Origin of the sequence: Lysinibacillus sp. KCTC 33748 (assembly GCF_002237755.1) — a bacterium.
GTDB lineage: Bacteria > Bacillota > Bacilli > Bacillales_A > Planococcaceae > Lysinibacillus.
In genome coordinates this window covers 16,669-41,643 of the sequence record NZ_MWSJ01000024.1, presented here as the reverse complement: position 1 = coordinate 41,643, position 24,975 = coordinate 16,669, and the positions used below count along the sequence as shown (strand labels likewise).

At 36.8% G+C, this 24,975-nt stretch carries 25 protein-coding genes; 12 read left to right on the top strand and 13 right to left on the bottom strand.

What is annotated here, in order from left to right; all coding sequences use genetic code 11:
- Positions 1–23 precede the first annotated feature (23 nt).
- The gene (locus B1B04_RS21065; RefSeq protein WP_079563313.1) at positions 24–1,058 is read right to left on the bottom strand and encodes an LCP family protein; all 1,035 of its coding nucleotides are present in this window, start codon (positions 1,056–1,058) and stop codon (positions 24–26) included.
- Between the two features lie 200 nt (positions 1,059–1,258).
- Positions 1,259–2,179: a copper amine oxidase N-terminal domain-containing protein gene (locus B1B04_RS21060; RefSeq protein WP_079563312.1), complete on the bottom strand. Its 921-nt coding sequence runs from the start codon at positions 2,177–2,179 to the stop codon at positions 1,259–1,261.
- A gap of 247 nt (positions 2,180–2,426) precedes the next feature.
- Here B1B04_RS21060 and B1B04_RS21055 point away from each other — a divergent pair, with 247 nt between their 5' ends.
- Positions 2,427–3,497 (top strand): hypothetical protein, encoded by a 1,071-nt coding sequence (locus B1B04_RS21055; RefSeq protein ID WP_079563311.1) that lies wholly within the window; start codon positions 2,427–2,429, stop codon positions 3,495–3,497.
- A gap of 107 nt (positions 3,498–3,604) precedes the next feature.
- On the opposite strand, the gene B1B04_RS21050 is transcribed toward B1B04_RS21055, so the two are convergent.
- From B1B04_RS21050 to B1B04_RS21040, 3 genes are all read right to left on the bottom strand, one after another.
- Positions 3,605–4,267 carry a ribonuclease H family protein gene (locus B1B04_RS21050; RefSeq protein WP_079563310.1) on the bottom strand — a complete coding sequence of 221 codons (663 nt, stop codon included), beginning with the start codon at positions 4,265–4,267 and terminating at the stop codon, positions 3,605–3,607.
- Between the two features lie 138 nt (positions 4,268–4,405).
- Positions 4,406–4,750 (bottom strand): YlbF family regulator, encoded by a 345-nt coding sequence (locus B1B04_RS21045; protein WP_079563309.1) that lies wholly within the window; start codon positions 4,748–4,750, stop codon positions 4,406–4,408.
- A 17-nt stretch (positions 4,751–4,767) separates the two neighbouring features.
- Complete coding sequence (locus B1B04_RS21040) at positions 4,768–5,910, bottom strand: DUF445 domain-containing protein (protein ID WP_079563308.1); 1,143 nt, start codon at positions 5,908–5,910, stop codon at positions 4,768–4,770.
- A gap of 324 nt (positions 5,911–6,234) precedes the next feature.
- Here B1B04_RS21040 and B1B04_RS26510 point away from each other — a divergent pair, with 324 nt between their 5' ends.
- The 5 genes from B1B04_RS26510 (at position 6,235) to B1B04_RS21015 (ending at position 10,437) form a co-directional block, all read left to right on the top strand.
- Positions 6,235–6,369 carry a hypothetical protein gene (locus tag B1B04_RS26510; protein ID WP_276207773.1) on the top strand — a complete coding sequence of 45 codons (135 nt, stop codon included), beginning with the start codon at positions 6,235–6,237 and terminating at the stop codon, positions 6,367–6,369.
- Between the two features lie 91 nt (positions 6,370–6,460).
- Positions 6,461–6,664, top strand: a complete 204-nt coding sequence (locus B1B04_RS21035) for a YheE family protein (RefSeq protein WP_079563307.1) — start codon at positions 6,461–6,463, stop codon at positions 6,662–6,664.
- Between the two features lie 167 nt (positions 6,665–6,831).
- Positions 6,832–7,248 (top strand): hypothetical protein, encoded by a 417-nt coding sequence (locus B1B04_RS21030; RefSeq protein ID WP_079563306.1) that lies wholly within the window; start codon positions 6,832–6,834, stop codon positions 7,246–7,248.
- 652 nt (positions 7,249–7,900) lie between these two features.
- On the top strand, positions 7,901–9,238 hold the full coding sequence (locus B1B04_RS21020) for a hemolysin family protein (protein ID WP_079563304.1): 1,338 nt from the start codon (positions 7,901–7,903) through the stop codon (positions 9,236–9,238).
- Between the two features lie 290 nt (positions 9,239–9,528).
- Entirely contained in the window at positions 9,529–10,437 is a 909-nt protein-coding gene (locus B1B04_RS21015) for a cation diffusion facilitator family transporter (RefSeq protein ID WP_079563303.1), read from the top strand.
- Positions 10,438–11,037: 600 nt separating this feature from the next.
- Here B1B04_RS21015 and B1B04_RS21005 read toward each other — a convergent pair.
- The 4 genes from B1B04_RS21005 to B1B04_RS20990 form a co-directional block, all read right to left on the bottom strand.
- Positions 11,038–11,781, bottom strand: coding sequence for an effector binding domain-containing protein (locus tag B1B04_RS21005; RefSeq protein ID WP_240518361.1), 744 nt, complete (start codon positions 11,779–11,781; stop codon positions 11,038–11,040).
- Between the two features lie 73 nt (positions 11,782–11,854).
- On the bottom strand, positions 11,855–12,769 hold the full coding sequence (locus B1B04_RS21000) for a helix-turn-helix transcriptional regulator (RefSeq protein ID WP_079563301.1): 915 nt from the start codon (positions 12,767–12,769) through the stop codon (positions 11,855–11,857).
- A 210-nt stretch (positions 12,770–12,979) separates the two neighbouring features.
- Complete coding sequence (locus B1B04_RS20995) at positions 12,980–13,627, bottom strand: response regulator (RefSeq protein WP_079563300.1); 648 nt, start codon at positions 13,625–13,627, stop codon at positions 12,980–12,982.
- 11 nt (positions 13,628–13,638) lie between these two features.
- Positions 13,639–14,754 (bottom strand): GAF domain-containing sensor histidine kinase, encoded by a 1,116-nt coding sequence (locus B1B04_RS20990; RefSeq protein WP_079563299.1) that lies wholly within the window; start codon positions 14,752–14,754, stop codon positions 13,639–13,641.
- A 193-nt stretch (positions 14,755–14,947) separates the two neighbouring features.
- On the opposite strand from B1B04_RS20990, the gene B1B04_RS20985 reads away from it, so the two are divergent.
- The 3 genes from B1B04_RS20985 (at position 14,948) to B1B04_RS20975 (ending at position 18,708) form a co-directional block, all read left to right on the top strand.
- The gene (locus B1B04_RS20985) at positions 14,948–15,373 is read left to right on the top strand and encodes a disulfide formation protein C (RefSeq protein ID WP_079563298.1); all 426 of its coding nucleotides are present in this window, start codon (positions 14,948–14,950) and stop codon (positions 15,371–15,373) included.
- 54 nt (positions 15,374–15,427) lie between these two features.
- Positions 15,428–16,267 carry an RluA family pseudouridine synthase gene (locus B1B04_RS20980; protein ID WP_079563297.1) on the top strand — a complete coding sequence of 280 codons (840 nt, stop codon included), beginning with the start codon at positions 15,428–15,430 and terminating at the stop codon, positions 16,265–16,267.
- Positions 16,268–16,527: 260 nt separating this feature from the next.
- Complete coding sequence (locus tag B1B04_RS20975; RefSeq protein ID WP_094075118.1) at positions 16,528–18,708, top strand: 5'-nucleotidase C-terminal domain-containing protein; 2,181 nt, start codon at positions 16,528–16,530, stop codon at positions 18,706–18,708.
- A 361-nt stretch (positions 18,709–19,069) separates the two neighbouring features.
- On the opposite strand, the gene B1B04_RS20970 is transcribed toward B1B04_RS20975, so the two are convergent.
- Positions 19,070–19,900, bottom strand: coding sequence for an aldo/keto reductase (locus B1B04_RS20970; protein ID WP_079563295.1), 831 nt, complete (start codon positions 19,898–19,900; stop codon positions 19,070–19,072).
- Positions 19,901–19,984: 84 nt separating this feature from the next.
- On the bottom strand, positions 19,985–20,161 hold the full coding sequence (locus tag B1B04_RS25815; RefSeq protein ID WP_170939047.1) for a hypothetical protein: 177 nt from the start codon (positions 20,159–20,161) through the stop codon (positions 19,985–19,987).
- A 940-nt stretch (positions 20,162–21,101) separates the two neighbouring features.
- Between B1B04_RS25815 and B1B04_RS20965 the strand changes: the two genes are divergently transcribed.
- Positions 21,102–21,947: a VOC family protein gene (locus B1B04_RS20965; protein ID WP_079563294.1), complete on the top strand. Its 846-nt coding sequence runs from the start codon at positions 21,102–21,104 to the stop codon at positions 21,945–21,947.
- Between the two features lie 74 nt (positions 21,948–22,021).
- Here B1B04_RS20965 and trmL read toward each other — a convergent pair whose 3' ends face one another.
- On the bottom strand, positions 22,022–22,495 hold the full coding sequence (trmL, locus tag B1B04_RS20960) for a tRNA (uridine(34)/cytosine(34)/5-carboxymethylaminomethyluridine(34)-2'-O)-methyltransferase TrmL (RefSeq protein WP_079563293.1): 474 nt from the start codon (positions 22,493–22,495) through the stop codon (positions 22,022–22,024).
- 14 nt (positions 22,496–22,509) lie between these two features.
- On the bottom strand, positions 22,510–23,640 hold the full coding sequence (gene queG / locus B1B04_RS20955) for a tRNA epoxyqueuosine(34) reductase QueG (protein WP_079563292.1): 1,131 nt from the start codon (positions 23,638–23,640) through the stop codon (positions 22,510–22,512).
- Between the two features lie 59 nt (positions 23,641–23,699).
- On the opposite strand from queG, the gene B1B04_RS20950 reads away from it, so the two are divergent.
- Together B1B04_RS20950 and B1B04_RS20945 are read left to right on the top strand one after the other, a co-directional pair.
- Entirely contained in the window at positions 23,700–24,389 is a 690-nt protein-coding gene (locus B1B04_RS20950) for a B3/B4 domain-containing protein (protein ID WP_079563291.1), read from the top strand.
- A 14-nt stretch (positions 24,390–24,403) separates the two neighbouring features.
- The gene (locus B1B04_RS20945) at positions 24,404–24,913 is read left to right on the top strand and encodes a hypothetical protein (protein WP_079563290.1); all 510 of its coding nucleotides are present in this window, start codon (positions 24,404–24,406) and stop codon (positions 24,911–24,913) included.
- Positions 24,914–24,975 lie beyond the last annotated feature (62 nt).

Here is a 24,975-nt window from a genome sequence, read left to right as displayed (position 1 = left end):
TTATCAAAATGGATTCTTATCTTTTATCTTTCAATAGCCGCGTTTGTTTTGAAACTTTCTTCTTTTAGTTTAAGAATTTTTCTTAATTCCATGCTTACTTTCTCCAAGCTTTCCATATCAGGAATAAAATAAGATACTTTGTCGATATACTGATCTTCGCCTTTTATTTCTATCGTTTTCGTAGATATGTTTTTAGCATTCAAATATTGCTTTTGAAGTGCGTAAATCTCTTCAAGGTCTAAATCTGTTTCTACGTTTTTTCCTAAAATATCTGCAATTTGACCAATTTTAAATATTGTATTCGTCGATTTTGCTTGATCAATTGTTGCAGTCAAAAATTGTCTTTGTCTTTCTTCACGAGAGTATGAAGCATTTATAGGTCTGTATCTCATTCTTACAAATGCAAGTGCCTCTTCCCCGTTTAAATGCGACTCTCCTTTATGAAAATCTATCCGTTTTTTATCGTAAATATTATCTTCCCAAAAATCCTCTTTTACATCTACTGTTACTCCACCTAAAGCATCGACAATATCTCTAAAGCCATCAAAGTTTACCGCAATAAAGTTATCTATCGGTATATTAAGGAATTTTTCAACTGTCTCTAATTGAAGTTTAATTGCCCCATAGTCTGTAATCGATCCATAATTATAAGCGGCATTGATTTTATGTACACCTGTATATTCCCCTGCATTTTCTATGTTAACTCTTGCATCCCTAGGCACTGTAATTAAGCTAATTTCAGATGTATCCGGCTCCAAGGTAATGACCATTTGAGTGTCTGCTCGACCATTTTCCGCTTCACTAGAGTAATCTTCAACACCTAATAAAAAAATGGAGATAGGATCTTTTTTAAATGAAACATCCTCTTCCCTTAGCTCTGATTTATTTCCATCTCTTTTTAAATCGACCTTTGAACTATCATAGGCATTTTTAAATTTAACAAACGCATAAGCTCCATAACTAGTTACGGTTAATAGTAAAATTACGATTACTATTAAAGTTATTTTTACTATTTTATTTTTAGGTTTCGCTTTTTTAGACCTTAATTTTCTTTCCACACAAAATCCTCTCTTCCATTAAAGTAACCATCTTCATTGATTAAGACGATAAATGCTCTCACAAGTTTCCTGCAATGATTATCTTTGGGAATATAATCAAATATTTATTTAAAATAACAGTTAAGAAAGTGAATGAATTCAGCATTTTTAAGGCGCAAAAAACCCATACAAAGGTAGGCACCTTAATATGGGTCTCTAAATTATTTTAAATATTCCTCTACAAATTCAACTGGTACATATGTTTTATATGCTTCTAGAAAAGCAGGTGCTGTATTAAGTGGGCGTAATGCTTTGTTATAACCAAACATTTTCTCTCCAAGTGTAATTGTGTAAGATAGATTACCTTTTGATACAATCGCGCCTTTACTTGTTGACTCTACTTTATAGCCAAGCTTTTCGGCAATCAAACGCAACGGAACCATTTTTGTTCCATCTACTTCATAGTAATCTGTCGCGATAATTTGTGCTATTTCCGCTTCTACAGTATTTTCTGTTGGATTTTCAGACTCGTCATCAAGAACAATTATTTTCGAAGGAGTTGTCTGAGCTGGGATACTTTTTGTTGAAGCTGTATAGAAAACTACTAAATTTTTCTCTATTAAGTCTTTCGCTGCAACTTTCTCTCCCTTTGAATTGATAAGCTCTGTATTTTCGCCAATGGTTAACTTCAACATTTCATAAGTATTCGTTAAGTTTTCAAAGAAGTAATCAACTTCAACAAATCCAGCTTCCTCAGTTTCAACAATGACAACATCAGGATTGAATTGTGGTGGATAAATTAATTTTTGTGGCTTGTTTGCGAATGTATAAGCTACTATTTTATCTCCTTTTTTAAGTTCCACTTTTTTACCTGTATTATCGAAAACAAGTGTATCCTTTGTGATTTCTAAAATGTTTGTTTGATCACCATCTTGTACTGTGAAGTATGTAATATTTTCACTTGAATTCACTTTTTCAACCGTTCCATAGGTATTGTTGAAGATGTGTACAGGATCAATTTGGATTTGTGGTACTTGTTGTTGTGCGTCTGTTGAATTTTCATTTGCTGAAGCGACTGGTATTACTACACTTCCAAATAATAATGCTGTCATTGCTACGGGTGCAATTTTTTTCATGTTCATAAAATCTCTCCTTATTATTAGGTTCATAGTAGTAGTAGTTTCAGTATGGTAAAAGTTTCATTAAAAATGGAGAATTTATGATAATAACCGTTTTTTTAGTCAATATCTATTATAATTAGCAATAAAGAATGGAATATTTGGCCTATTACCAATAGCATAGGGTTGATTTCTGTTCCTTTTTAACAAGTTTCGTCCCCAACTTTTGGTGATGAATTTACTAATTTTATAGAAGTAAGGAGATACTATGTTGAAAAAATGGATAATTCCACTATTGTTTCTAAGTTTTTCGTTATTTGCTTGCGAGGATCAGTCATCAGAAAAACCTGATGTTTCTAACGAGTCAACAAAGAATGACAAATTACCCTACACGACAGAAGAGTGGAAGCAACAAGCTTTAGATAGTACATGGTACAAAAACTTAACAATCCCAAGTGAAGAAGTTTTTGTAGAAATGATTGACTTTGAAGGAGATGAAGTCCCAGAACTCTTCATTAGTTATAGCGGTACTAATTACGGTTATATTATCGGTCATTATAATAAGAAACGCGAAGCTTGGGAACAATGGAATTCTCAACAATATGAAACGACAATTCATGGAGATTTCCGTTTTAAGGGTATCTTCAAGGACGAAGACAAAAAAGATATTGCATTAATAATCGATTTTGAAGCTGGTGCTTCAGGCAATTTAGAAGTTCTCCATTTACTTAAAGTAGCAGACGATGGTAGTAACATTATTAGCGGTCAATCCTATAGGCTCTATGAGAATAGTGAGTTAACAGTAGATACCTCTAAAAATACCTTTACTATTCAAGCAGGAGACTTTTTAGAGCATTTTACACTTCATGACCATGCTATAACTAGTGAAAATAGTACAACAAACTTATATTCTGGGTTACCAATCATTCAAAATTCTAAACTGCTAAAATTGTTAAATCATGATTTCTTTAAAACTGACATTATTTTTGGTGATACATATCCGATCGCTAAGGGGAAAGCCGGCTTGCCAAAAGGCGAGGATTATTATGAGGGGGGTCTTTGTTCTTTTTATGATAATTACTTTTTCTGTTTAGCTGAGGAAGAGGTACCTGTTAGTCATTATTATCTGTCAAATTTCAAAAATGTTACAAAAGAATCATTAGAGGAAGTCATAGGTCAAGCTATTCAAATTTCTTCTTATGAGAGATATGGAGATCCTGATGATATCGTATATTATGCAAATTTTGAATTTGATAATATTTATTTCCAAGGTGAATTTAATCATGATCAAAGTAACGCTGAGCTAACTAGTCTCTCATTAGGGATTAATGCTATAGAATAGTAAAAAACCACCTTGTCACTGAACTGCGCCCAATTGTTAGACACACCATCTAACAATTGAGTGTGCATTTCAAAATACTGGTAGTTCTCTTTTGGAGTTTCCAGTATCTACTCCTTTACAATTTCCTTTAATCCTGTAATATCGATACCGTTTAATGCCTGAGTTGCAAGGCGGTCGGCTTCAGAATTTTCTTTACGTGCTATCAGCTTGTACTCTGGCTGAATACTAAGCTCCTCTAGCTTTGCATCGATTTTATCTGCCCAGCTAGATAAATTCTTTTCTAGCGCTGGCCATTCCCCACTCAATTGATTGATCACTACTTGGGAATCACCAGTGAAACAAACGGGCAAATGATGAACGTTCAATAGCTCAAGCTCAACTAATCCTAAAAAAAGTGCTGCATATTCTGCTTCATTGTTAGATTTAAGCTCTGACGAAAAAGAATTTTGTCTTAATCGATATGGCTTGCCATTTTGTTCATAATAAATCACACAGCCCAGCCCCGATTGATATGTCGCACGATCAAAACCACCATCAAAATAAACTGTAATATTGTGTGGCTCAGTGTCAATTTCCTTTAAATATGCCTTGAGTTCCTTTAAAGACCAACTTGTATCCTGTCGATCGATACAATGCAGTGATTTTACTCTCCCTGTTCGCTCCATGTCCTCTGCAAGTAATAATGCTTGAGCTGCTGGCATTTCTTCTGAACGCAAAACAGTTTCCGCACCCTTTTTCGCTTTATAAGTCCATTCGATGATGACATGCATAGTATAACCTCCGATGATAGTGAGCCATAAATTGAAAACGTGCTCCGACTTGCGGAAACACGTTTTCTTCTTACTTGTTATATGTGCAACTAATAGTACTTTTATGCCTACGCTTTTTCAGGACTCTGAACTTGGCTATTAAAATTCTTCATACAATGTTTGAATAGGTTTTATTAAAATTCGGTTTACCTCTTCGATGATCTTACTTAAATTCATTTCTGCCTCAAGCATTGCAGTAATTTTTGTATTTTGCTGTGCAAGCTGTGCAGCTTTCTGCGCATATACAAGTTCATCTTCCAGAATATCTTCACCAGCTAATTGCTTTTTCTGTAGGTCAATTTGAACCTTACGGAAATTTTTGAATAGATTTAATGCCTCTTCATCTTCTTTAACAACTTTCACTGCTGCTTCCAAAGCTTCAAATTCAGGTGTTTTACGAAAAGCTGCCTCTAACGTATTAATTTCATTGTAAATATTATTCATCAACATAATTCTCCTTTTTAAATAAAGTAAACAATTAATCCTTGCACAATCCCAATCAATCCACCAAGAACTGCACCAAGTACTGTAATCATCTTAAACTCACGCTTTGAAATACCTAGTACAAGCTCCTCTAATTTCTCCACAGGGAAAGAATCAACCTGCTCACGTACTACTTCTTGTAAATTTAGACGTTTTAATACATCTTCTAATTTGTCTTCAGCTTTTACAAAAGCTTTTTCGATAGCTTGGGGAATTACTGTTTCCTTCATCCACGAATTCCCTTCTGGCCAATAATGCGAAATAGGATAATTCAAGCGTCCTTCAATTGCTAATTGTTCTTTTACGTAAGTTTGTAATTTGGATAATATGGCTTCAAAGCGAATATCTTGTAAGAAATCCATTGCTGGGCGATCTTTTAATTTCTCCAATTCCTGCGTAAAAATTTTCGTTAGTAATGTTGAAGTTCCTGGTGCCTGTAAAAATTTCACAAGCTCACGCTGAACCTTTGCCACGAGTGACGAAGAATCACCTAAAAACATATTTATCATTCCACCAAGTGATCCTTTTGACGATAAGAAGTCATCAATCATCGCCTTAATTGTCAGTTCGCCCTCGGGTGATAAAAAATAATCCTCACCCTTTTCTAAAATATGATCAACCGCTACTGGTATCTTTGCATCAATCGTTTCTTGAATGTCTGCTGATAAAAGTGTACGAATTGATTTCGTAGATAGTGTATTCTTAACTGATTCAAATTGTCCCTCAACAATTGCTTCTACCTTCTGTTCAATTGTTGCTGGCATATTAGAAAATCCAGCTAATGATAGCCAATCCTGAATTGTTTTATCATTTGTAAAAATCGTTTCTTCTACCTTTGTTTGTACAAACTGTTCTACCTTTTCCTGAATATCCTTTGAGAAAAATTTCTTTCTAAAAGTTTCAGGTGTTAACAAATAATTTACAACCGTTAGCCCAAGTTGCTTCGCTAATTCGTCACGTCGTTTTGGAATAAGGCCTGGAGTAAAAGGTACTCGCCAATTTTTAATATATATAGCGTTATGTGGTCGAAAAAGCATTTTGATGGCTAAGTGATTCGTTACACCACCAATTGCAGCTCCAATGACTGCCATAAATATTAATGTCACTAGAAAATTATCCATTAGTATCCTCTCATTTCAATTGTATTCACTATTGGCGTTTTTTGTCGCCTGCTGCACTCATTATAGCAGAGCAATGATTTTCTACGAAAGAAATACCCCCTGTTAAAGTATGATAATTCACTATTTTTATCCTTCTTCATTAATTTGCAGATACTGATTTCCGATACGAGCTACTCGCTTTCCTGCGCTTCATAAGAATGGCATTTATTTAAACTTATTCAATATATAAGTTGATCTTCGTTATGATTAGGCGACTCCTTGGGGATCAGCAATAGAGGAACGCGAGTGAAGCGGCTCATCGGACGCCCTAGGAAGCTTTGCTCTGTGCGAAAGCGTAGTGCTAACGTAGCGGCAGCATCAACAAATGTTTTCTGTAGTGAAAGCGAAGCGACAGCTACAAAGCGCCCAATCGGAACGGAAATCAACACATGTTATGATTATGCCTATGCATATAAATAGCAACTTACAAGCGTCTGTAAAGTGAATAGTTGCAAAATTACCACTATCCTTGAATAATATTAACTACATATATAAGAAATGGGGTTTGGTTATGATTCAGCATTTTAGCTTTAAGCCTTTATTTGAAAATTCTCAGCTTCCAGGTTGGTCCATCTCGTTCTTTTATCAACGCGAACGTTATTCAGCGGAGTACTTAAAAGATGGCGTTATACAATGGAAAGGCTCTATCCCTCCTAACGAAGAGGAAGTAAGAAAAATGGTTCATGAGCTTATGTTGTACCATGTTTACGACTAATAAAAGTAATACTTTTCAACACTCACACTATATAAATATACCTATTTTTTACTATTTCTAGCACTGCTATTATCTTATAATTGTTTAAATATGTTGAAATTCCCTTATCCTTCTTATACATTTATGTTATCATGTATTAAAGGGATTTTATGCAGGAGGCTATTTCTATGAGTAAAGTCACTCTTTCTGATGACATAAACAGTTATAATTCAAAACCATTAATTCGTGCAAAAGTAAAAGAATTTTTCCCCGAATTTTCAGCTAAAATTTTCGAGCTAGCGAATGAGGCTGAAGTTATTGATAGTAAAAAATTCGAAGCTCTTTCTGGCTTTAAAAGTGATTTCTACACGGAATACTGCAGTCAATTAAAAGGATTTTTCGATTCTTCTGCTAGTACTTTCGGAAAAAGACCTGTAAAAAATATGTTTTTAACATATAAGGGCACTAATTATATTTTCACAAAACAAGGTATAGCAGAAAAAGCACCTATTACAATTTCTCTTTATTCAGGTGAAATCCCGGTAAAAGAAACGCTACACGATGTGGAAAAAGCGTGCTTGAAATACGCTTTCAACAATAATTAAATAATGCAGAAGGAGCCATCTCATACGAAAATGGCTCCTTTTTTGTTGAAAACTATTTTTAAAATTAGTCGTCTCTTCATTTTTGCTACAAAAACATATGTTGTTGCTGCCGCTACGCTTTCGCACAAAGAACATATGCTGAAGTTTCGTTTTATCACTTTCAATGAAAGTGACTTGCCAGCACATATATATTATGCAGAATGGTTGATCTTCGTTAAGACTGGCGACTTCTTGGGGATCAGCGATATTCTACAATACAAAGAAGCCACCTCATTTGCATGAGATGGCTCCGTTTTTGTTGCTATTAAAAATAATTCATTTAAAAAAATCAGCAAGTATGCACTCGTGAGATTTTTGACGTGTCGTTTTATATGAGATGTAAATGCTTCTTTCTCTAAACAAACTATCTTCTTTGCTACATTTAAAGTTAGCATAACAAATTTTTATTTTCAATCTTTTGGTGTTTGAAATTATATATTTTTTATATATCGTGAGAAAATTAACTAAAAAAAGTTGTTGTCAATATTTGTGTTTTGCATGTAAATATTTTATGATTAAATTATTCAACAATTTTTTAAATCATAGGAGGTGTACACTTTGCTTCCTTCCCTCATTCGGGCGGGAACAAAGGAATTATTTGGACGGAGACATAATGGAAATAACCATAAGGTTGGTGGCATTTGCCCTACTAATAATAATGACAGGATTTTTCGTTGCAACAGAATTTGCAATCGTTAAAGTAAGGACTACGCGAATTGATCAATTGCTTGCAGAAGGCAATAAAAAAGCAAAAAATGCAAAACGTGTAGTTTCAGATTTAGATGAATACTTATCTGCTTGTCAATTAGGTATTACAATCACTGCTTTAGGTCTAGGTTGGCTTGGTGAACCTACATTTAAGATTATTTTGAATCCAGTGTTTGAATTTCTAAATTTGAGTGAAAGTTTTACTACTGTCCTTTCATTTATACTTGCATTCTCAATTGTAACGTTTATGCATGTAGTTATAGGGGAATTGGCACCAAAAACACTTGCCATCCAAAAAGCAGAATTTGTAACATTAAACCTTGCTGGCCCATTAGTATTATTCCACAATATTACTTATCCAATCATTAAGCTTTTAAACGGATCTGCACGTGCCTTAACTGGCCTTTTCGGCTTGAAAATGATGTCCGAATCAGAAGTAGCCCATACTGAAGAAGAGTTACGTATGATTTTGTCGGATAGTTTAAAGGGTGGAGAAATTAATACTTCAGAATATGAATATGTAAACAGTATTTTTGAGTTCTCTGATCGTCTTGCGAAAGAAATCATGGTCCCACGTACCGAAATCGTCGGCATTGAAAAAGAACTAACAATTAGAGAAGTTTTCGATTTAATGGGCGTTGAGCAATATACCCGTTACCCAATTATCGATGGTGACAAAGACCATATTATCGGCTTAGTCAATATGAAGCACTTATTAACCGCCTACATTAAAGATCCAGCAAATGGCGATAAACCAGTGATTGAATATATGCAGCCAATTATTCGCGTAATGGAAACAACGCAAATTAACGATTTGTTACTAAAAATACAGCGTGAACGCATTCATATGGCCATTTTAATGGATGAATATGGCGGAACATCTGGCCTAGTTACGATTGAGGATATTATTGAGGAAATTGTCGGCGACATTCAAGATGAATTCGATGAAGATGAAATTCCAGAGGTTCAGGAAATTGCAGAAAATCATTTTATTTTAGATGCGAAGATGCTAGTTGAAAGTGTTAATGATATGCTAGGTACTGACATAGAAGACGATGATATTGATACAATCGGTGGTTGGTTCATGACGAAACGCTTTGATGCGGTCGAAGGAGATAGTATTGAAGAACAAGGTTATGAATTTATCGCAAAAGAATTAGATGGTCACCATATTTTATACTTAGAAGTTCTGAAATTACCTGAACGTGATTTATCAAATGACAACGGTGAAGTAAATGACTAAAAATCAATTACGCCTTGGCATAATTGCATTGGATTCGGCTTTGTACTTACACAAAGCCTGAGTTCCACTCTTCCAGCGGATGTTTGGACAAGCGCTGAAGGAGGTTACTTGCAGTGGTATGATTGATGTCGCAATTGTATGATCAAGTATAAAACTAATATTTTGCTCACAGCCTATAATGGCAAGAGCTTCTACTGAAGTAAAATAAATATTTACGCAAAAAAACGACTCCCTTACACGAGAAGGGAGTCGTTTTATAATGCCATAAAGTTTTGCTAGGAGGAAACAAAATGGAGCTCTATACAAATTTACGTCAAGGGGAAAAAGGTGCCTGGTTATCTATTGGTACTTATATAATACTAAGCTCAATAAAACTGACGATTGGCTATATTGGAACATCAGAAGCACTAAAAGCAGATGGACTTAACAATACCACTGATATTATCGCATCCATTGCGGTCTTAATTGGATTACGGATTGCTCAAATGCCACCTGACTCTAATCACCAATACGGACATTTACGTGCTGAAACCGTTGCTTCACTTGTTGCTTCGTTTATTATGCTAATTGTTGGCTTACAGGTACTCATCAATTCGCTAAAAAGTCTATGGGAGCCAACTGGCACAGCACCATCATTATTAACAGCCTTTGTGGCAATCGGCAGTGCAGTTGTGATGTATATCGTGTATCGCTATAATTTGGCCCTATCCAAAAAAATAAAAAGCGCTGCTGTTAAGGCTGCAGCCTATGATAATCGCTCAGATGCCCTTGTTAGTATCGGTACAGCAATTGGGATTTTTGGCGCTATTTTTGGCTTCCCCATTATCGATACAATAACAGCTCTACTCGTCGCACTTCTTATTATTAAAACAGCTGTAGAAATCTTTTGGGAGGCAGTTCAAAGCCTCACAGATGCCTTTGATGTTGAAGAAGTTGAAACATTATCCGTTTTAATTCGTAATGTTGACGGAGTAATCGAGCTCTTGGACTTTAAGGGCCGAGCTCACGGCAATATGTATTTTATAGACGTAACAGTGACTGTTGATCCTTACTTAAATGTCTTTGAAAGTCATCGAATCACAGAAGAGATTGAAAAAACCGTTACTCATGAAAATCCCTTCTGTCAGGTACTCGTGCATATTGAGCCTGAAATAGAAGTAAATCCTCTAGCAAATGACGACAAGTCTCCTACCAATTGATTGGTTGGAGACTTGTTTTGTTAAACGAACTAAATCGTCTTGTGGCCTCTTTGGAAATGAAAGTTGCATATATTGTGTTAAAACAAATGGAAACGTTTATGGTTCACCAATTCCCATTGCTAATTGTAAGAAATAAGCAAAAATCAAAATTAATACATTTACCATTAGACCGATCCAACCCAAAATACGTCTTTTAGAAATAAACAAAGAAATAACAGCAAATATAATACCGATAATTGATAAAATACTAATAACGGTGATACCAAAATAAATATCAAAATCGGGTCCTCTTGTTATAAAGAAAAAATAGCACTTATTATCGCGGGTAATAAAGATGTAACGCTTAAAATGTCTCCAGCTTTTCTCTTAGTCAAATAACCACTCCCTCATTCGTCTTTATCCCTTTTCTACAGCTAAACGACTCATCGTCAGAACATGGGTTAAATTCCGTAGTGACTACTTACATAGACAATTCTTTCTTTTCATGATACAATATAATGATGGAAGCGTATGTTTTTACACCGTTTTAAGTGTGAAAAATTTCAATATAAACAAAGAAACCTCCTATTTATCATAGATAGGAGGTTTAATTTGTTTAAATTATTTAATGGCAATATAAATACCGACCTGAGCTTCTTTAGGGTTGGCACATCGTTCATCGTACATTTCAAAGTCACCTGTGTATGTTCGCTCTATATCTGAGCTTGCAAACCAAGCCCAGACATCCTGCCATGCTTTTACGACAACTTCTTCAAATGGACCTTTATCAGAAGTGAAAACTACGTATTTAGCAGCTGGCACTGTTTTTACAACCATACCTTCAGGAATTTCGTCGGCTGCAACTACTTCCACTCCAAGTGTAATGGAATACTCTCCGTTAACATCAGTTTCATAATCAGAATACAGTCCATACGTTACTTGATTTACTGCATTAGCTACCTGCCCTACAACATTTTGCTGATAAAAATCCGACCATAATTGTGGGATTTTTGCTTGAGCGGTAATTTCATTTGCATTACTTGTTCGCGTTGAAATTCCTACAATTTGAAATGATTCTTTATTCATCACAACTGGTTCTTGTATATCATGCTTTCTCCATCTCTTTAGGCTTGGTAAAAATGACGTCAACATTTGGCGTGCATCCTCTTCTGCCATACCATCTTCCTTTAAATGTGGGACACAAATTTCGATCATTTCTTCAACTGCTAAATTTGGCTGTTTGAACTCTCCTACTTCATAACAATAAGTGCAATAGTCCTCACTTTTGTGTCCTTCTTTTTCTGTACCAAATAATGCCTCATCCACTAATGGCATTCCACAGCTTTGACAATAACTTTGCATCATTACATCCACCCTTCGTCCTGTTTGTAATGACTATAACAAAGGAAACCTGACAACTGTATGTCATCAATTCATTTTATTTATACAACGCTACAATTTCCCTTGCTCGCATTAATACAATTTCACGTATATGAGGTGGTTCTAAAACTTTTATTCGATGGCCAAAGCTAAGAAGAAAGCCGTATAGCCATTCATCCTCAGGCAATGCAATGTTGATAGTAGAACTTTCACTATTTACATGCTCAGCGCCAAATGACTCTTCTACTAATGTCGTTATAGCACAATCGAAAGATAACGTAAGGTTTACTACATTTTGAGGATGGTACCACTCTTTATCCCATGGGAGTTCAGATAAGTTGACTTCCCTGCGCTGGAAAGTCGTCATCTCTTCTTGTATATCCTTCATTCTTGAAATTTTAAATAAGCGAAAATCTTCTCTCAATGTGCAAAAGCCATAAACATACCAAACTTTTCCCTTTTGTACTATAGTATGCGGCTCTAATAATCGTCTTGTTATATGGCCATGTGTAGTAGAATACGTAAAACTTACACAATGTTCGCGTTCAATTGCTTTCTTTAATAAAGTAATTTGTTCCTTGAAAATAACATTTGGCCCCCAAGGGCTCAGGTCAATAAATAGTTGATCAATCGATTGTTTTACTTCCTCATCCGCAACACCTGTTAATTTTTCAAGTACTGCTTCGGCATGTGAATCCTCGTATGTTGTTAATGCACTTTTAATGGCAATTGAAAGTGATGTAAGCTCCTCCTTCGTCAACACCTGCTTATCAACACGATAGCCATCGATCAAACTAATTCCACCATTAACACCCTGCTGGCTAATAACAGGAACCCCTGCACAGCTCAATGTTTCAATATCTCGATAAATAGTACGCACTGACACATTAAATAAATCGGCAAGCTCCTGGGCTGTCACCTTTTTACGATTTATTAAAATCATCGTCATTGTTAAAAGCCGCTCTAATTTCATATTTGTGCTCCTTTACTCTAAACCCTATTTCCCCCATTGCTAATTACATCGTTTAACTTCCAAATCCTTACTCAATTATATTTACAATATAAGAAAAAACAACCTAGGTACTTATCATGGGCGCTTCCCGAGTCACATTCCACACCTTCTTATACAAAAACGGCGGGTTGCTACAATTTGTAGAAACACGCCGTTTACATTCATTATCTTTTAAACACCGCTACCCTCTGTCAGTCCGTGCTTCACAGCATAAAGAGCCGCCTGAGTACGATCCTGCACCTGTAGCTTCGTAAAAATATTAGAAATATGAGTTTTCACTGTTTTTTCTGTAACGAATAAAGAGGACGCAATCTCTCGATTACTTTTCCCTTTTGTAAGCTCTGCAAGCACATCCTGTTCACGAGGCGTTAGCGGGTTTAAAACATGAGGTGCATTTTTCGATTCTTGACGGTCCATTTCTAGAGTCGTTGTTGCTTCTGGATGTATTGTATTTTCTCCACGCATAATACGACAAATGGACAATACCAACTCATCAGGCTCAATATCTTTCAACTGATAGCCTGCAGCTCCTGCCTCCATAGCTGGTACCACATGATCACGATCTGAAAAGCTTGTCAGCATTAGAATTTCTATATGCGGAAACTTAGCTTTAATGCGCTTTGTTGCCTGAATACCATCCATTTCAGGCATTACCAAGTCCATGAGTATAATATCTGGCTGTATACTTTCCGCTAATGCTACTGCCTCTAATCCATTTTTTGCTTCTCCTACAACTTCAATATCTTTTTGTGTTTTTAAGAAAAACAATAATCCACGACGTACTACATGATGATCATCCGCGATTAAAACACGTATCATACTCTTCCCCCCTAATATGGCAAGCGGATTAACAGCTCTGTTCCTTTGCCAATTTCACTAACCCAGTCAGCTTTGCCACCAACTGATTTTGCACGATCCTTTATGGATTGCAAGCCCATTGAAAGTAGCTTCGTGTTATGATCGATGACGAAGCCTCGTCCCTCATCACGAATAACAAGTAAAATATCAGTAGAAGTGACCGTTATATATAGCGCAGCCTCCAGCACACCAGCGTGACGACGAACATTGTTCAGTGCTTCTTGGGCTACCCGAAATAATGTTTCTTCGATACGCGATGGGAATTGCAATACACCAGAGACCGTTACTTGAAGCTTCAAGCCAAGCATTTCAGCATATACTTTGATTGCTTCTAGTAAACCATTTTCTAATCCTTTTGGACGGAGTTGCCAAATGAGAGCACGCATTTCTGTTAAGGCATCCTGTGTTAAGTGCTGAATCTCCTTAAATGTTTCCTTCACATCACAATCGTTTGTCATTTCAATACCAGCTCTCGCCGTTAATGTAACAGAAAAAAGTAGCTGATTGACAGAATCATGTAAATCTCGTGCTAGACGATTGCGCTCCTTCACAAGTGCCATTTCTTGTTCCTGCTTTGTCAGCAAAATACGCTTAATGGCCGACCCCATCTGAAATGCAACCGATTCAAGTAATGCTAGCTCTTCCTCTGAAAAACGCACGGTATCCTTTGATGCAACATTTAGGACACCAAAACGCTCTTGCCCTGATTGAAGCGGAACCGTTGCATGATGTGTGATGCCTTCATGATCACCAACATTTGCATCAATTGCACTTTCGATACGTTGACATTCAATAATATTAGAGGCTTTCTTTAATTCCTCATTACGATAGCGGGAAACACACCAGCAGCCTCCCTTTTTTAAATAATGACAATTTTTATACTCCAAAGCCTCTGGTAAATTGACATGGACAACAAGCTCTGATCGCCCTTTTTCATCGATAAAAAAAATCCAGCCTGTTTCAAAATTTGTGCCATTTAAAAATTTCACAAGCGCTCCTTTTAGCATCGACACAATTTCAGTTTCTTCGTTTAATAACTCTGCAATCTCTTTTAAAATACCAATATTAGAATGATCATTCTCCCTCACAAAAACACCTCTTCTTTGGCATTGCTAATTTAATGATAACATTTCAAAGTCTGGAACGTCTGCCTAAGCCATTCATACTTTAGACTGAAATTTTTCATAAGAATACACCTTATTTTGGGTAAGTTAATTTACATATAAAACTAGAACAACTATAATCGAACAAGTACATGGTTATACTAAGGAGAGAACTTATATGTCTAAAAAAGTAGAGAATGGCTTATTATTTATTTGGATTGTCTCTGTCGTTGCAACATTGGGTTCCTTATACTTTTCTGAAATCCGTCATTATGAACCTTGTAAAATGTGTTGGTACCAACGAATTTTCATGTATCCAATTGTCATTATGACAACGATTGCCTTTATCCAAAAAAATGCACGTATTGCTGTAACAACTGCTGTTTTTGCCATTATGGGAGGCAGTATATCACTTTATCATTATGGTATTCAAAAGCTTAGTTTTTTAGCTGAAACTGCACCTTCTTGTGGTGCTGTTTCATGTACTGGTCAATATATCAACTGGTTAGGTTTTATCACAATCCCATTTTTAGCGTTAACTGCATTTATTTTAATTGCAGGGGCAAGCTTCTATGTAATGAAGGCTGCTAAAGCAGCAAATTAATTTCTAGACCGTGTTCTACAATTGGAATACGGTCTTTTCTACGGAGGAAGATATATGTTTCACTATGAAATAAATACGAATGATTTGACAGTCGAGGACCTATTGCGCAATCATTGGCGACTCGGCAAAAAGCTAGTCCATGAACTAAGAATGGCAAAGGCTATCACAACTGTTGATGGAGAGCCTATTCAGTGGAAAGATCCACTACAAGTAGGAACAATCATAAAATTTACATTCCCGATTCCGACATCCAATTATCAACCGACACCGGTTTGTGCAATTGATGTCGTCTATGAGGATGACCATTGTTTGATCGTTTCTAAACCAAAAGGCATGTCGACACATCCAAATGATGAGCGTGATACTCATACTTGTATGAATCATGTTATGGCTCATATTAAACAGCAAGGCGGCACTTATGCGGAACATGTCCATCGTTTAGATAGAGGGACACAAGGTTTGTTACTTGTAGCAAAACATCCTTTAGCAAAATCAATCTTTGACCGTATGATTGAGGAAAAATCAATTATTCGAACATACGCTGCAGAAGTGCAAGGAAATTTACGTTCTTCATCTGGCACAATTTCTGAAGCAATCGGGAAAGACCGACATCATGCAACAAGACGTGTCGTTTCTAAAACTGGACAGCATGCAGTGACACACTATGAAGTTGTAGCTCGCTATAAAAGCTCTTGTGTTGTCCATCTAATTCTTGAAACAGGGAGAACACATCAAATTCGCGTACATTTAGCACATCTCGGTCATCCGATTATTGGCGATACAATGTACGGAGCAAGAGAAACGGCAAGTGATGATTACGAGCTTCATGCTATTCAATTGGAATTCGAGCATCCATTTTTAAATAAGCAGATCGTTGTAAAGGACGAGAAATAATTGTTGCACTGCGCTTCCAACTAACAATTGGAGGTGCAGTTTTTTTATTCCTTTTTTATATAAGTTGATTTCCGTTATGGAAATAAGTTTTTACTTATTATTCTTTAAAAGTATAAATATATCATTTTACATTTCTTTCATCTATTTTTTACAGCAAATTTAATATACATTTCCATTATTGGTAATGACGATGGATTTCTTTCATGATAGAATTAGAGTGAAATATCAGTCATCTGACTAATATAAGGGGGAAATTATTGATGAAATGGGTTAAAAGTATTGCAGCAACAACTCTAGTTGCGAGTTTACTAGCTACACCCGGTTTTGCCGCACATGCAACAGAAACAGCACCAACAGCTACGAAAGATGGTTTCAAATTAACAGTTTTACACTCAAATGACACGCATGCACACGTTGAGGATGCTCCAAAGCGTGCAACAAAAGTAAAAGAACTTCGTGCTGCAAATAAAAATTCACTTCTTTTAGATGCTGGTGACGTTTTCTCTGGTACTTTATACTTTAACGAATTTGCTGGAGAAGCTGATATGAAGTTAATGAACTTAATGGGTTATGATGCCATGACTTTTGGTAACCATGAGTTCGATTTAGGATCAAGCCCAGAAGGACATGCTGCACTTGCTAAATTCGTTAAGGGTACAGATTTTCCATTATTAGGAAGTAACCTTGACTTTTCAAAGGATTCTTTATTCGACGGCTTACAATTCAAAACAGTCACTAAAGACTTTGAAAACGGTAAAATTTATGACGGTATTATTAAAGAAATCGCCGGAGAAAAAGTAGGTATTTTCAGTTTAACAACAGAAGAAACACCTTCGATTTCAAGCGTTGCTAACGTTCAGTTTGCTAACTATATCGACTCTGCGAAAAAAGCAGTAGCAGAATTTGAAAAACAAGGCGTTAACAAAATTATCGCATTAACACACATAGGCTTCGATGACTCCGCAGATTGGGATAATGATCAATTACTAGCGAAATCTGTAGAAGGCATTGATGTAATCGTAGGTGGTCATACACATACTAAATTAGACAAGCCTGTGAAAGCTGAAACACCATTTAAGAACCCTACAATTATCGTTCAAACAGGTCAATATAGCGAAAATTTAGGTGAATTAGATTTAACATTCAACGATAATGGCGCCGTTGTTGACTACTTCGGTCAATTACATGCTTTAAATGATAAAGAAAAGCCCGTAGAAGCCGATCCTGAAGCTACAGCACTTTTAGCTCCATATAAAGAGAAAATTTCAAAAATATTAAATCAATCAACAGGTAATACAGCTGTTTCACCACTAAATGGCGGTCGTAATCTTTGGGGTGTTCGTGCTGGAGAAACAAACCTTGGTAACTTAATTACTGATGGTATGCTTGCTGGTGCTAAAAAAATTGACCCTGAAGTACAATTTGCATTCCAAAATGGTGGTGGTATCCGCGCAAGCATTGATGCAGGAGATATCACTGTTGGCGAAGTTATGACAGTCATGCCATTCGGTAATGCACTTGGCATCGTAAAATTAAAAGGTTCTGAAATCTATGAAATTGTTGAACATAGTGTGAAAGAGTTCCCTAAAGAATTTGGTGGCTTCTTACACTTCTCTGGTTTACAAGTAGAATTTGATGGAAAAGCACCTGCTGGTAAACGTGTTAAATCTATTAAATTAAATGGTAAAGAATTAGATAAAGCAGCCTATTATAAAGCTGCAACAAATACGTTCACTGCTAAAGGTGGAGACGGCTATGATACACTGAAAAAAGTTTATGAAGACGGCCGTGTAAGTGAACCTGGTACAATTGACTATGAAATGTTTATCGAACACTTAAATACACTGAAAAAAGTTGATGCAAAAGTAGAAGGTCGTATTATTGCATCAATTCCATTTACAGATATCGTAAAAGGATCAGAAACAGAAGGCTATGTTCGCGACCTTTATTACCGTGATTTAACAAACGGTACTTCTGCAACAATTTATTCACCAAACGCAAACTTAACACGTGCTCAAGCTGCATCATTTATCGCACGTGCCTTAAAGCTTGAAGCTAAAGGTCAAGCACCATTCTCGGATATTGCTAATGTAAATGCTGAAACACAAAAAGAAATTATAGCACTTGCTGAAGCTGGAATTGTAAAAGGTGTGAATGGTAGTAAATTCAATCCTAATGCAAAAGTAACTCGTGCTCAACTTGCTTTAATGTTCGCTCGTGCGTATAACCTACAACATGACGCAAAAACAGGTTTAAAAGCTGATTTCAGTGATATTTCTAAATACGACGCTGAAACACAAGATGCTATCGCACTTCTGAAAGACTTAAAGATTGTTAGCGGCGCAAACGGCAAATTTATGCCTGGTAACAACGCTACACGTGCACATATGGCAAAAATGCTTTCTAACTACGTTCCTTTTGTAAAAGAATCTAAAGAATAATTTTTAAAATCCCGCTTCTCTATGTAGAGAGCGGGATTTCATGTTTAAAAACTATTGTAAGTATGGCTCTTCGGCAAAACGAAAGGTTGATTTCCGTTCCGTCTGGCGCTTTGTAGCTGTCGCTTCGCTTTCGCACAGAGCAGAGCTTCCTGGGGGCGTCCGATGAGCCCCAAGGAGTCGCCCAACCTCCACTCCAATCAACCACTTCACAAAACGTATATTTTCTGAGATGTCACTTTAATCTATTAATATGAAACTTCAGCAGATGTTTTTTGTGAAAAAGTGAAGTCGTTGCCACAGGACTTATCAACAACTAAGTTCCTCTATTTCAGCGGTTGTTTGGACACCCGCTGAAAAGTAGTTAAAAATTAAATTTAAAGTTATCTGGGTCTTGCCCAAATCGTTCATTGCGATTTACTGTAGCTATTTTATCCATTTGTGCTAGTGGTAATTCAAAATCAAAAATCTGTGCGTTTTCCTCAATACGGCTTGGTGTCACAGACTTTGGAATAATAAGTGTATCATTTTGTAAATGCCAGCGCAGCACTACTTGAGCAGCTGTCTTCCCTATTTCGTGACCAATTTCAATAATCATTGGATTATCAAGCACACCACCGCGACCTAATGGAGACCATGCTGTAACAGCAATTCCATGCTCGCTACAATATGCTCTTAATGGATCTTGCTGTAAATATGGATGCACCTCTACTTGATTGACCATTGGTGCAATATTTGCTTTAGCTAATAGCTTTTGTAAATGGTGCTCATGGTGATTTGAGACCCCTGTTGCACGAATTAGTTTTTCATCATATAAACGCTCAATTGCTCTATACGTCTCTTCAAATGTTTCAGGAACTGCCCAATGCGTTAAATATAAATCTAAATAGTCCATATTTAACTTTTTCAAAGATCCTTCAAAAGCTCGTAATGTTTCATCATAACCTTGGTCATTATTCCAAACCTTTGTCGTCACAAAAATATCCTCACGTTTAACGCCTGAATGACGAATAGCTTCACCCACCTCAGCCTCATTACCATAAAGCGAAGCAGTATCTATAGCTCGGTAACCATATTTAAGAGCTTTATCAATAGCCTGCAAAGTCTCATCACGCTCTGTCATTTTATAAACACCTAAGCCAAAGCGAGGCATTTCCACACCGTTTGTTAATGTTTTTGTTGATTGTAAATTCAAGAATAACAACCCCTTTCTTTTCCTAGTTCCATTATACAAAAAATTGGTTTTAAGAAACATCAGGAAAGTTTACGGGGGAATTACTTATTGTTCTTCTGCCTTCTCTTCATAATCATCCACTTGGATAGGGTCTGGAATTCGATCGTCTTCTATAAGCTCTTGACCATCACGTAAATGCTCCATCTGCTTCCCCAAATCCTGTAAATCTTTAAAATTTCTAGCCATTGTACCGTTTTCGATATTTGGAACCTTTTTTTCCACTATCATCACCTCTCTTATAGTTTTCCCTAAATAGTTATTTCTGAACCATTTCTGACATATTTTATTCCGCTACGTCGTTTCATTTTTATAATAGATAGGCTATACTAAAAAGAGATGTCTTTATAAACATGAGGAGGGTTCTTCCATGAGTTTAATATTAATTATTGGTGTAACAGTAGCGTTTTTAACTGCTATTTTCACTGCTGGTTACGAAGGCGACTACAGATCAGACAAATAATACCTCGAGAAAATCACTAAGCGTAAGTATGTGCTTAGTGATTTTTTTGTTTTTTTTAAACTATTACGGCAAAAGGTATAAGGTATAAGGTATAAGGTGCCCTATTGTAAAAAGGTTTGACTCTTCGGCAAAGCGAGGAGTTGATTTCCGTTCCGACTGGGCGCTTTGTTGCTGTCGCTTCGCTTTCGCACAGAGCAGAGCTTCCTGGGGGCGTCCGATGAGCCGCTTGGGGCAACAGGATGTTGGTCACGAAGGCGTTATCACAGGACGTGATGCTCTTAGCCTTCGTTCCCCTTCTTGCTCGCTCCAGGGTCTCGGGCCAACACGATGTTGGTCACGGAGGCGTTATCACAGGATGTGATGCTTTTAGCCTCCGTTCCTCTATTTCTGATCCCCGAGGAGTCGCCCAGTCGTAACGAAGATCAACTTATTCATATGACATTCATTAAAAAATGACATCTCAAAATTCTAATAGTGTAAAAATTTACCATGAAAATCTGCTTGCATGACCCACCACCATAACGTTGGGTTGATTTCCACCTCCGACTGGATGCTTTCATTAGGACGCTATAGCTGCTTCGGTTACCTTTCTTATTTACTGGAACAATATAATTACTTGACTTTAATCACTTTATAAAATAAACTTACTTACATAAAGTAAGTTGATGATTAATAATAACTTTTATTTGGAGGTAATTGGCTATGCATTTTCATGAAAAACCTAACACATATGTCACAAATGTTGAAATTAAAGTGAGTGATTTACAACGTTCATTAACTTATTATCAGGAGGTAATTGGTTTTAAAGTTTTACATCAAGAATCAAATAGAACAACTCTAACAGCTGATGGTAAAACAACTTTACTGACAATCGTCCAACCTGAAACAATAGAAGAAAAAACGAGCTTAACAACTGGACTTTATCATTTTGCAATTTTATTGCCTACTCGTCGTGATTTAGCAAATATCATTACTCATTTCCATAACAATGGTGTGTACTTCGGAGCATCTGACCATGATGTCAGTGAAGCACTTTATTTAAATGATCCTGATAATAATGGGATTGAGGTTTATGCGGATCGTCCTGAAAATGAATGGACTTGGCATTTTGACCAAGTGCATATGGTGACTGAACCTCTTAAAATCCATTCTATATTAGAGGAAGGCGATGGTAGATGGGGTGGCCTTCCAGCTGATACGGTTATGGGGCATATTCATCTATCAGTATCTAATTTAGCTGCCGCAGAGGAATTTTACACAAAAGGATTAGGATTTGAGATTGTCACTCGCTATGGCGCACAAGCTTTATTCATCTCAACTGGCCGCTATCACCATCATATCGGTTTAAACACTTGGCACTCTGAAAATGCACCAAAGCTTGGTGAAAATCAAGTTGGCTTACAAACATTTTCACTGCGTCTAGATAATGAAGAGCAAGCAGCAACAATGAAAGAAAATCTTCGTGCAATTGGTGCACCTGTTACCGATATAGATGGTGGATTCCAAACAGAGGACCCATCAGGTATCGTTGTTTTATTAAAATTTTAAAAGTGATGTTTCCGGCACTTTTGGATTCATTTTTACGAAAAAAGCAGTTCTCCTCTATGAGAGAACTGCTTTTTTTAATGTAATCCTGGATAACCTTGTTGACGTAACGCTTCATAAATAACAATGGCTGCTGTATTCGATAGATTGAGCGAACGAACATGCTCACTCTGAGGAATACGTAAGCACATATCGCGACGCTCATAGGCAAATTCCTTTGGCAGGCCAGTCGTTTCTTTTCCAAACATAAAGTAAATATCACGATCTTTATCACTAAAATCATGTGTCGTGAAGGGTTCTTCACTATATGTCTCAATTAAATAAACGTCGCCATTTTTGGATGCCTCTAAAAAGTCCTCTAGCGAATCGTGGTAAACGACATTTACACTATGCCAGTAATCTAAGCCAGCACGTTTTAGCATTTTATCGTCCGTGGAAAATCCAAGAGGACGAATTAAATGTAATGAGGTATTTGTTCCAGCACATGTGCGTGCAATATTCCCTGTATTCGCTGGAATTTCTGGTTGATATAAAACGATATGCAATGGCATAACGATACACTTCCTTAACTAAAAAATTGTAAACCTTTATAAATTTCAACGAGTACTTCCTCGTCTCGTTCTTTTGCTTTTGCCTCAAGTAATGCAGATTGGGCCTGCACCCCGCCTATCTTACCTAAAGCCCATGCTGCTGTTCCTCGAATAACAGGTCGTTCATCTTTTTCAAGAAGTGCTACTAAATCTGGTACTGCAGCTTCTTCTTTAAAGTGCGCAAGTGCCAAAATAGCATTGCGTTGAATCGGCTTTTTCCCCCGCCACGAACCAGAAACATGTCCAAACTTTTCTTTAAAGTCACGATTTGAAATCGTTAAAAGTGGAACAAGTAATGGCTTTGCAAGCTCTGGATCAGGCTTAAATTCCTCATGTATCCAATTAATCTTGCCTTTATTCTTTGGGCATACAGTCTGGCATGTATCGCAGCCATACAAACGATTACCAATATGGGTACGAAACTCATCAGGTAGCATTCCCTTAGTTTGCGTTAAAAAGGCTATACAACGTTGTGAGTCTAGTTGTCCCCCCTCGATTAAAGCGCCAGTTGGACAAACATCTAAACATAAACGGCAATCCCCACATTCATCCTCCATAGGCTTATCAGGCGCAAAAGGGATATTCGTAATAAGCTCTCCTAAATATACATAAGAACCAAACTCAGGTGTAATAATCGAGCAGTTTTTTCCGCTCCAGCCTATCCCAGCACGTTCTGCAACTGCCCTATCCACAAGTGCCCCCGTATCAACCATCGATTCAATACGTACACCTTCTATACGCTCCTCAAGCCAGGCTGATAATAATTTCAATCGCTCACGTAATGCTGTATGATAATCGACACCCCAGGAAGCACGGCAAAAAATCCCGCGTCTTGCTCTCTTCTTGCCAACAGGTGCATTTTGCATGCGCGACGGATAGGCTACAGCGATCGCCACAATGCTCTCTGCTCCCTCTAACAATTGTAGGGGTTCGGTACGTTTTTCAACATCGCTTTCTTCAAAGCCAGACTGATAGCCAAGTTCTTGCTGACGGCGCAGTCTATTTTTTAATTCTGTAAATGGAGCTGCTGTTGTAAAGCCAATTTTGTCTACACCAATGGACATTGCATACGCCACAAATTCACGTTGTAGGTCATGTATGTTCATTTCATTTCCAACTCCTTACATGATACAATAATAGAAATAGATAAAGTAGGTGATGTTTTATGGAAATTACAATTAATCAATCTCTATTGACACAACATCCCGAGCTAAAAATCGGCATTATTCATTATACCAAAATTGTCGTTTCTGAATCTCCTCAAATGATTAAAGGTCGCATGCAATTGTATCAAGAAAATCTCTTTTTAGAAATGCAAGATCGTCCTGTAACGCAACGTGAGGGTATCGCAGAATGGCGACAACTATGGAAAAAGCTTGGCGCAGATCCGAACCGCTATCGTCACTCAGCAGAAAGCTTAATGCGCCGAATTAGTAAACAAAATTATTTAACACCACTTCACTCAGGTGTTGATTTAAATAATTTCTTCTCCCTCCAATATGAGATTCCAGTAGGTTTATATGATATGGCTAAACTAAAAGGGAATATAGAAATCGCACTTGGCAACGAGGATACTGGCTATGAAGGTTTAAATGGTCGTTTTAATGCATTAAAAAATATCCTTTTTAGCTGTGATGTTGAAGGAGCATTTGGATCACCATTTGTCGATTCTAAACGTACGTCTGTTTCAGAGGAAACGACCGAGTCTCTACATATTTTCTATCTTCGCCCATCATTATCAGTGGAAAATGCGAAAGAGCTTCTTGCATCTGCTGGTAAGATGTTTAACCAAGTTCATGGTGGCGATTATAAAATGGCCCTATTAACAAACGCAGCACCATCTACAACACTATAAAAGGACGTGTTTTCATGATTAATCTTGCAGAAGCCGTTAAGCTCAAGAGTATTTTAGCAAAAAAAGTACAGGAGCTTATTGGCGAATTAGAACGTAGCGCTTTTGTAACTGTTGAAAAAGGACAAGCACCTAAAACAAGTAATCGCGCAATGACAGTAATTGAAGCTGAATTGGCTCAAGTACGTCTCGATGTTCGTACATTGGATCGTTTAGTATATGAAGCAAATATAAAAAACTCAGTAGACTTTAAAGGTGAAAAACTAGCATTAGTTGAAGCCATTGAACTCGCTACACAACTCCGTGCAGATGTCGAGCTTTGCAAGGAGTTTAGTATGCATGAAAAAGAAAGTGTACGCACGGGCTATGGTGAAACTACAATGCTTTATGAAATTGCTATGTATGAGCCAGATGATTATCGTGAACGTGCTATTACACTAGAAAAAGATGCCCATAAATTATCGAATCTTATTAATGCAAAGAATTATAGTGTTGAAATCAACTTTGATGATTCTCGTTATTTCTAATCAAATCGTAAAATACTGCAATAAAAAAAGCATCCTTCTTGAACTGCACCTCCAATTGGGTT

Coding starts and splice junctions, on each gene's coding strand:
- B1B04_RS20945 (WP_079563290.1), top strand. CDS start 24,404: ATGATTAATCTTGCAGAAGCCGTTAAGCTCAAGAGTATTTTAGCAAAA.
- B1B04_RS21050 (WP_079563310.1), bottom strand. CDS start 4,267: ATGCATGTCATCATCGAATGGACTTATAAAGCGAAAAAGGGTGCGGAA.
- B1B04_RS21045 (WP_079563309.1), bottom strand. CDS start 4,750: ATGAATAATATTTACAATGAAATTAATACGTTAGAGGCAGCTTTTCGT.
- queG (WP_079563292.1), bottom strand. CDS start 23,640: ATGAACATACATGACCTACAACGTGAATTTGTGGCGTATGCAATGTCC.
- B1B04_RS21040 (WP_079563308.1), bottom strand. CDS start 5,910: ATGGATAATTTTCTAGTGACATTAATATTTATGGCAGTCATTGGAGCT.
- B1B04_RS21015 (WP_079563303.1), top strand. CDS start 9,529: ATGGAGCTCTATACAAATTTACGTCAAGGGGAAAAAGGTGCCTGGTTA.
- B1B04_RS21005 (WP_240518361.1), bottom strand. CDS start 11,781: ATGATGCAAAGTTATTGTCAAAGCTGTGGAATGCCATTAGTGGATGAG.
- B1B04_RS21030 (WP_079563306.1), top strand. CDS start 6,832: ATGAGTAAAGTCACTCTTTCTGATGACATAAACAGTTATAATTCAAAA.
- B1B04_RS20975 (WP_094075118.1), top strand. CDS start 16,528: ATGAAATGGGTTAAAAGTATTGCAGCAACAACTCTAGTTGCGAGTTTA.
- B1B04_RS20995 (WP_079563300.1), bottom strand. CDS start 13,627: ATGATACGTGTTTTAATCGCGGATGATCATCATGTAGTACGTCGTGGA.
- B1B04_RS20980 (WP_079563297.1), top strand. CDS start 15,428: ATGTTTCACTATGAAATAAATACGAATGATTTGACAGTCGAGGACCTA.
- B1B04_RS21000 (WP_079563301.1), bottom strand. CDS start 12,769: ATGAAATTAGAGCGGCTTTTAACAATGACGATGATTTTAATAAATCGT.
- B1B04_RS20950 (WP_079563291.1), top strand. CDS start 23,700: ATGGAAATTACAATTAATCAATCTCTATTGACACAACATCCCGAGCTA.
- B1B04_RS20985 (WP_079563298.1), top strand. CDS start 14,948: ATGTCTAAAAAAGTAGAGAATGGCTTATTATTTATTTGGATTGTCTCT.
- B1B04_RS21035 (WP_079563307.1), top strand. CDS start 6,461: ATGATTCAGCATTTTAGCTTTAAGCCTTTATTTGAAAATTCTCAGCTT.
- B1B04_RS20965 (WP_079563294.1), top strand. CDS start 21,102: ATGCATTTTCATGAAAAACCTAACACATATGTCACAAATGTTGAAATT.
- trmL (WP_079563293.1), bottom strand. CDS start 22,495: ATGCCATTGCATATCGTTTTATATCAACCAGAAATTCCAGCGAATACA.
- B1B04_RS21020 (WP_079563304.1), top strand. CDS start 7,901: ATGGAAATAACCATAAGGTTGGTGGCATTTGCCCTACTAATAATAATG.
- B1B04_RS21060 (WP_079563312.1), bottom strand. CDS start 2,179: ATGAACATGAAAAAAATTGCACCCGTAGCAATGACAGCATTATTATTT.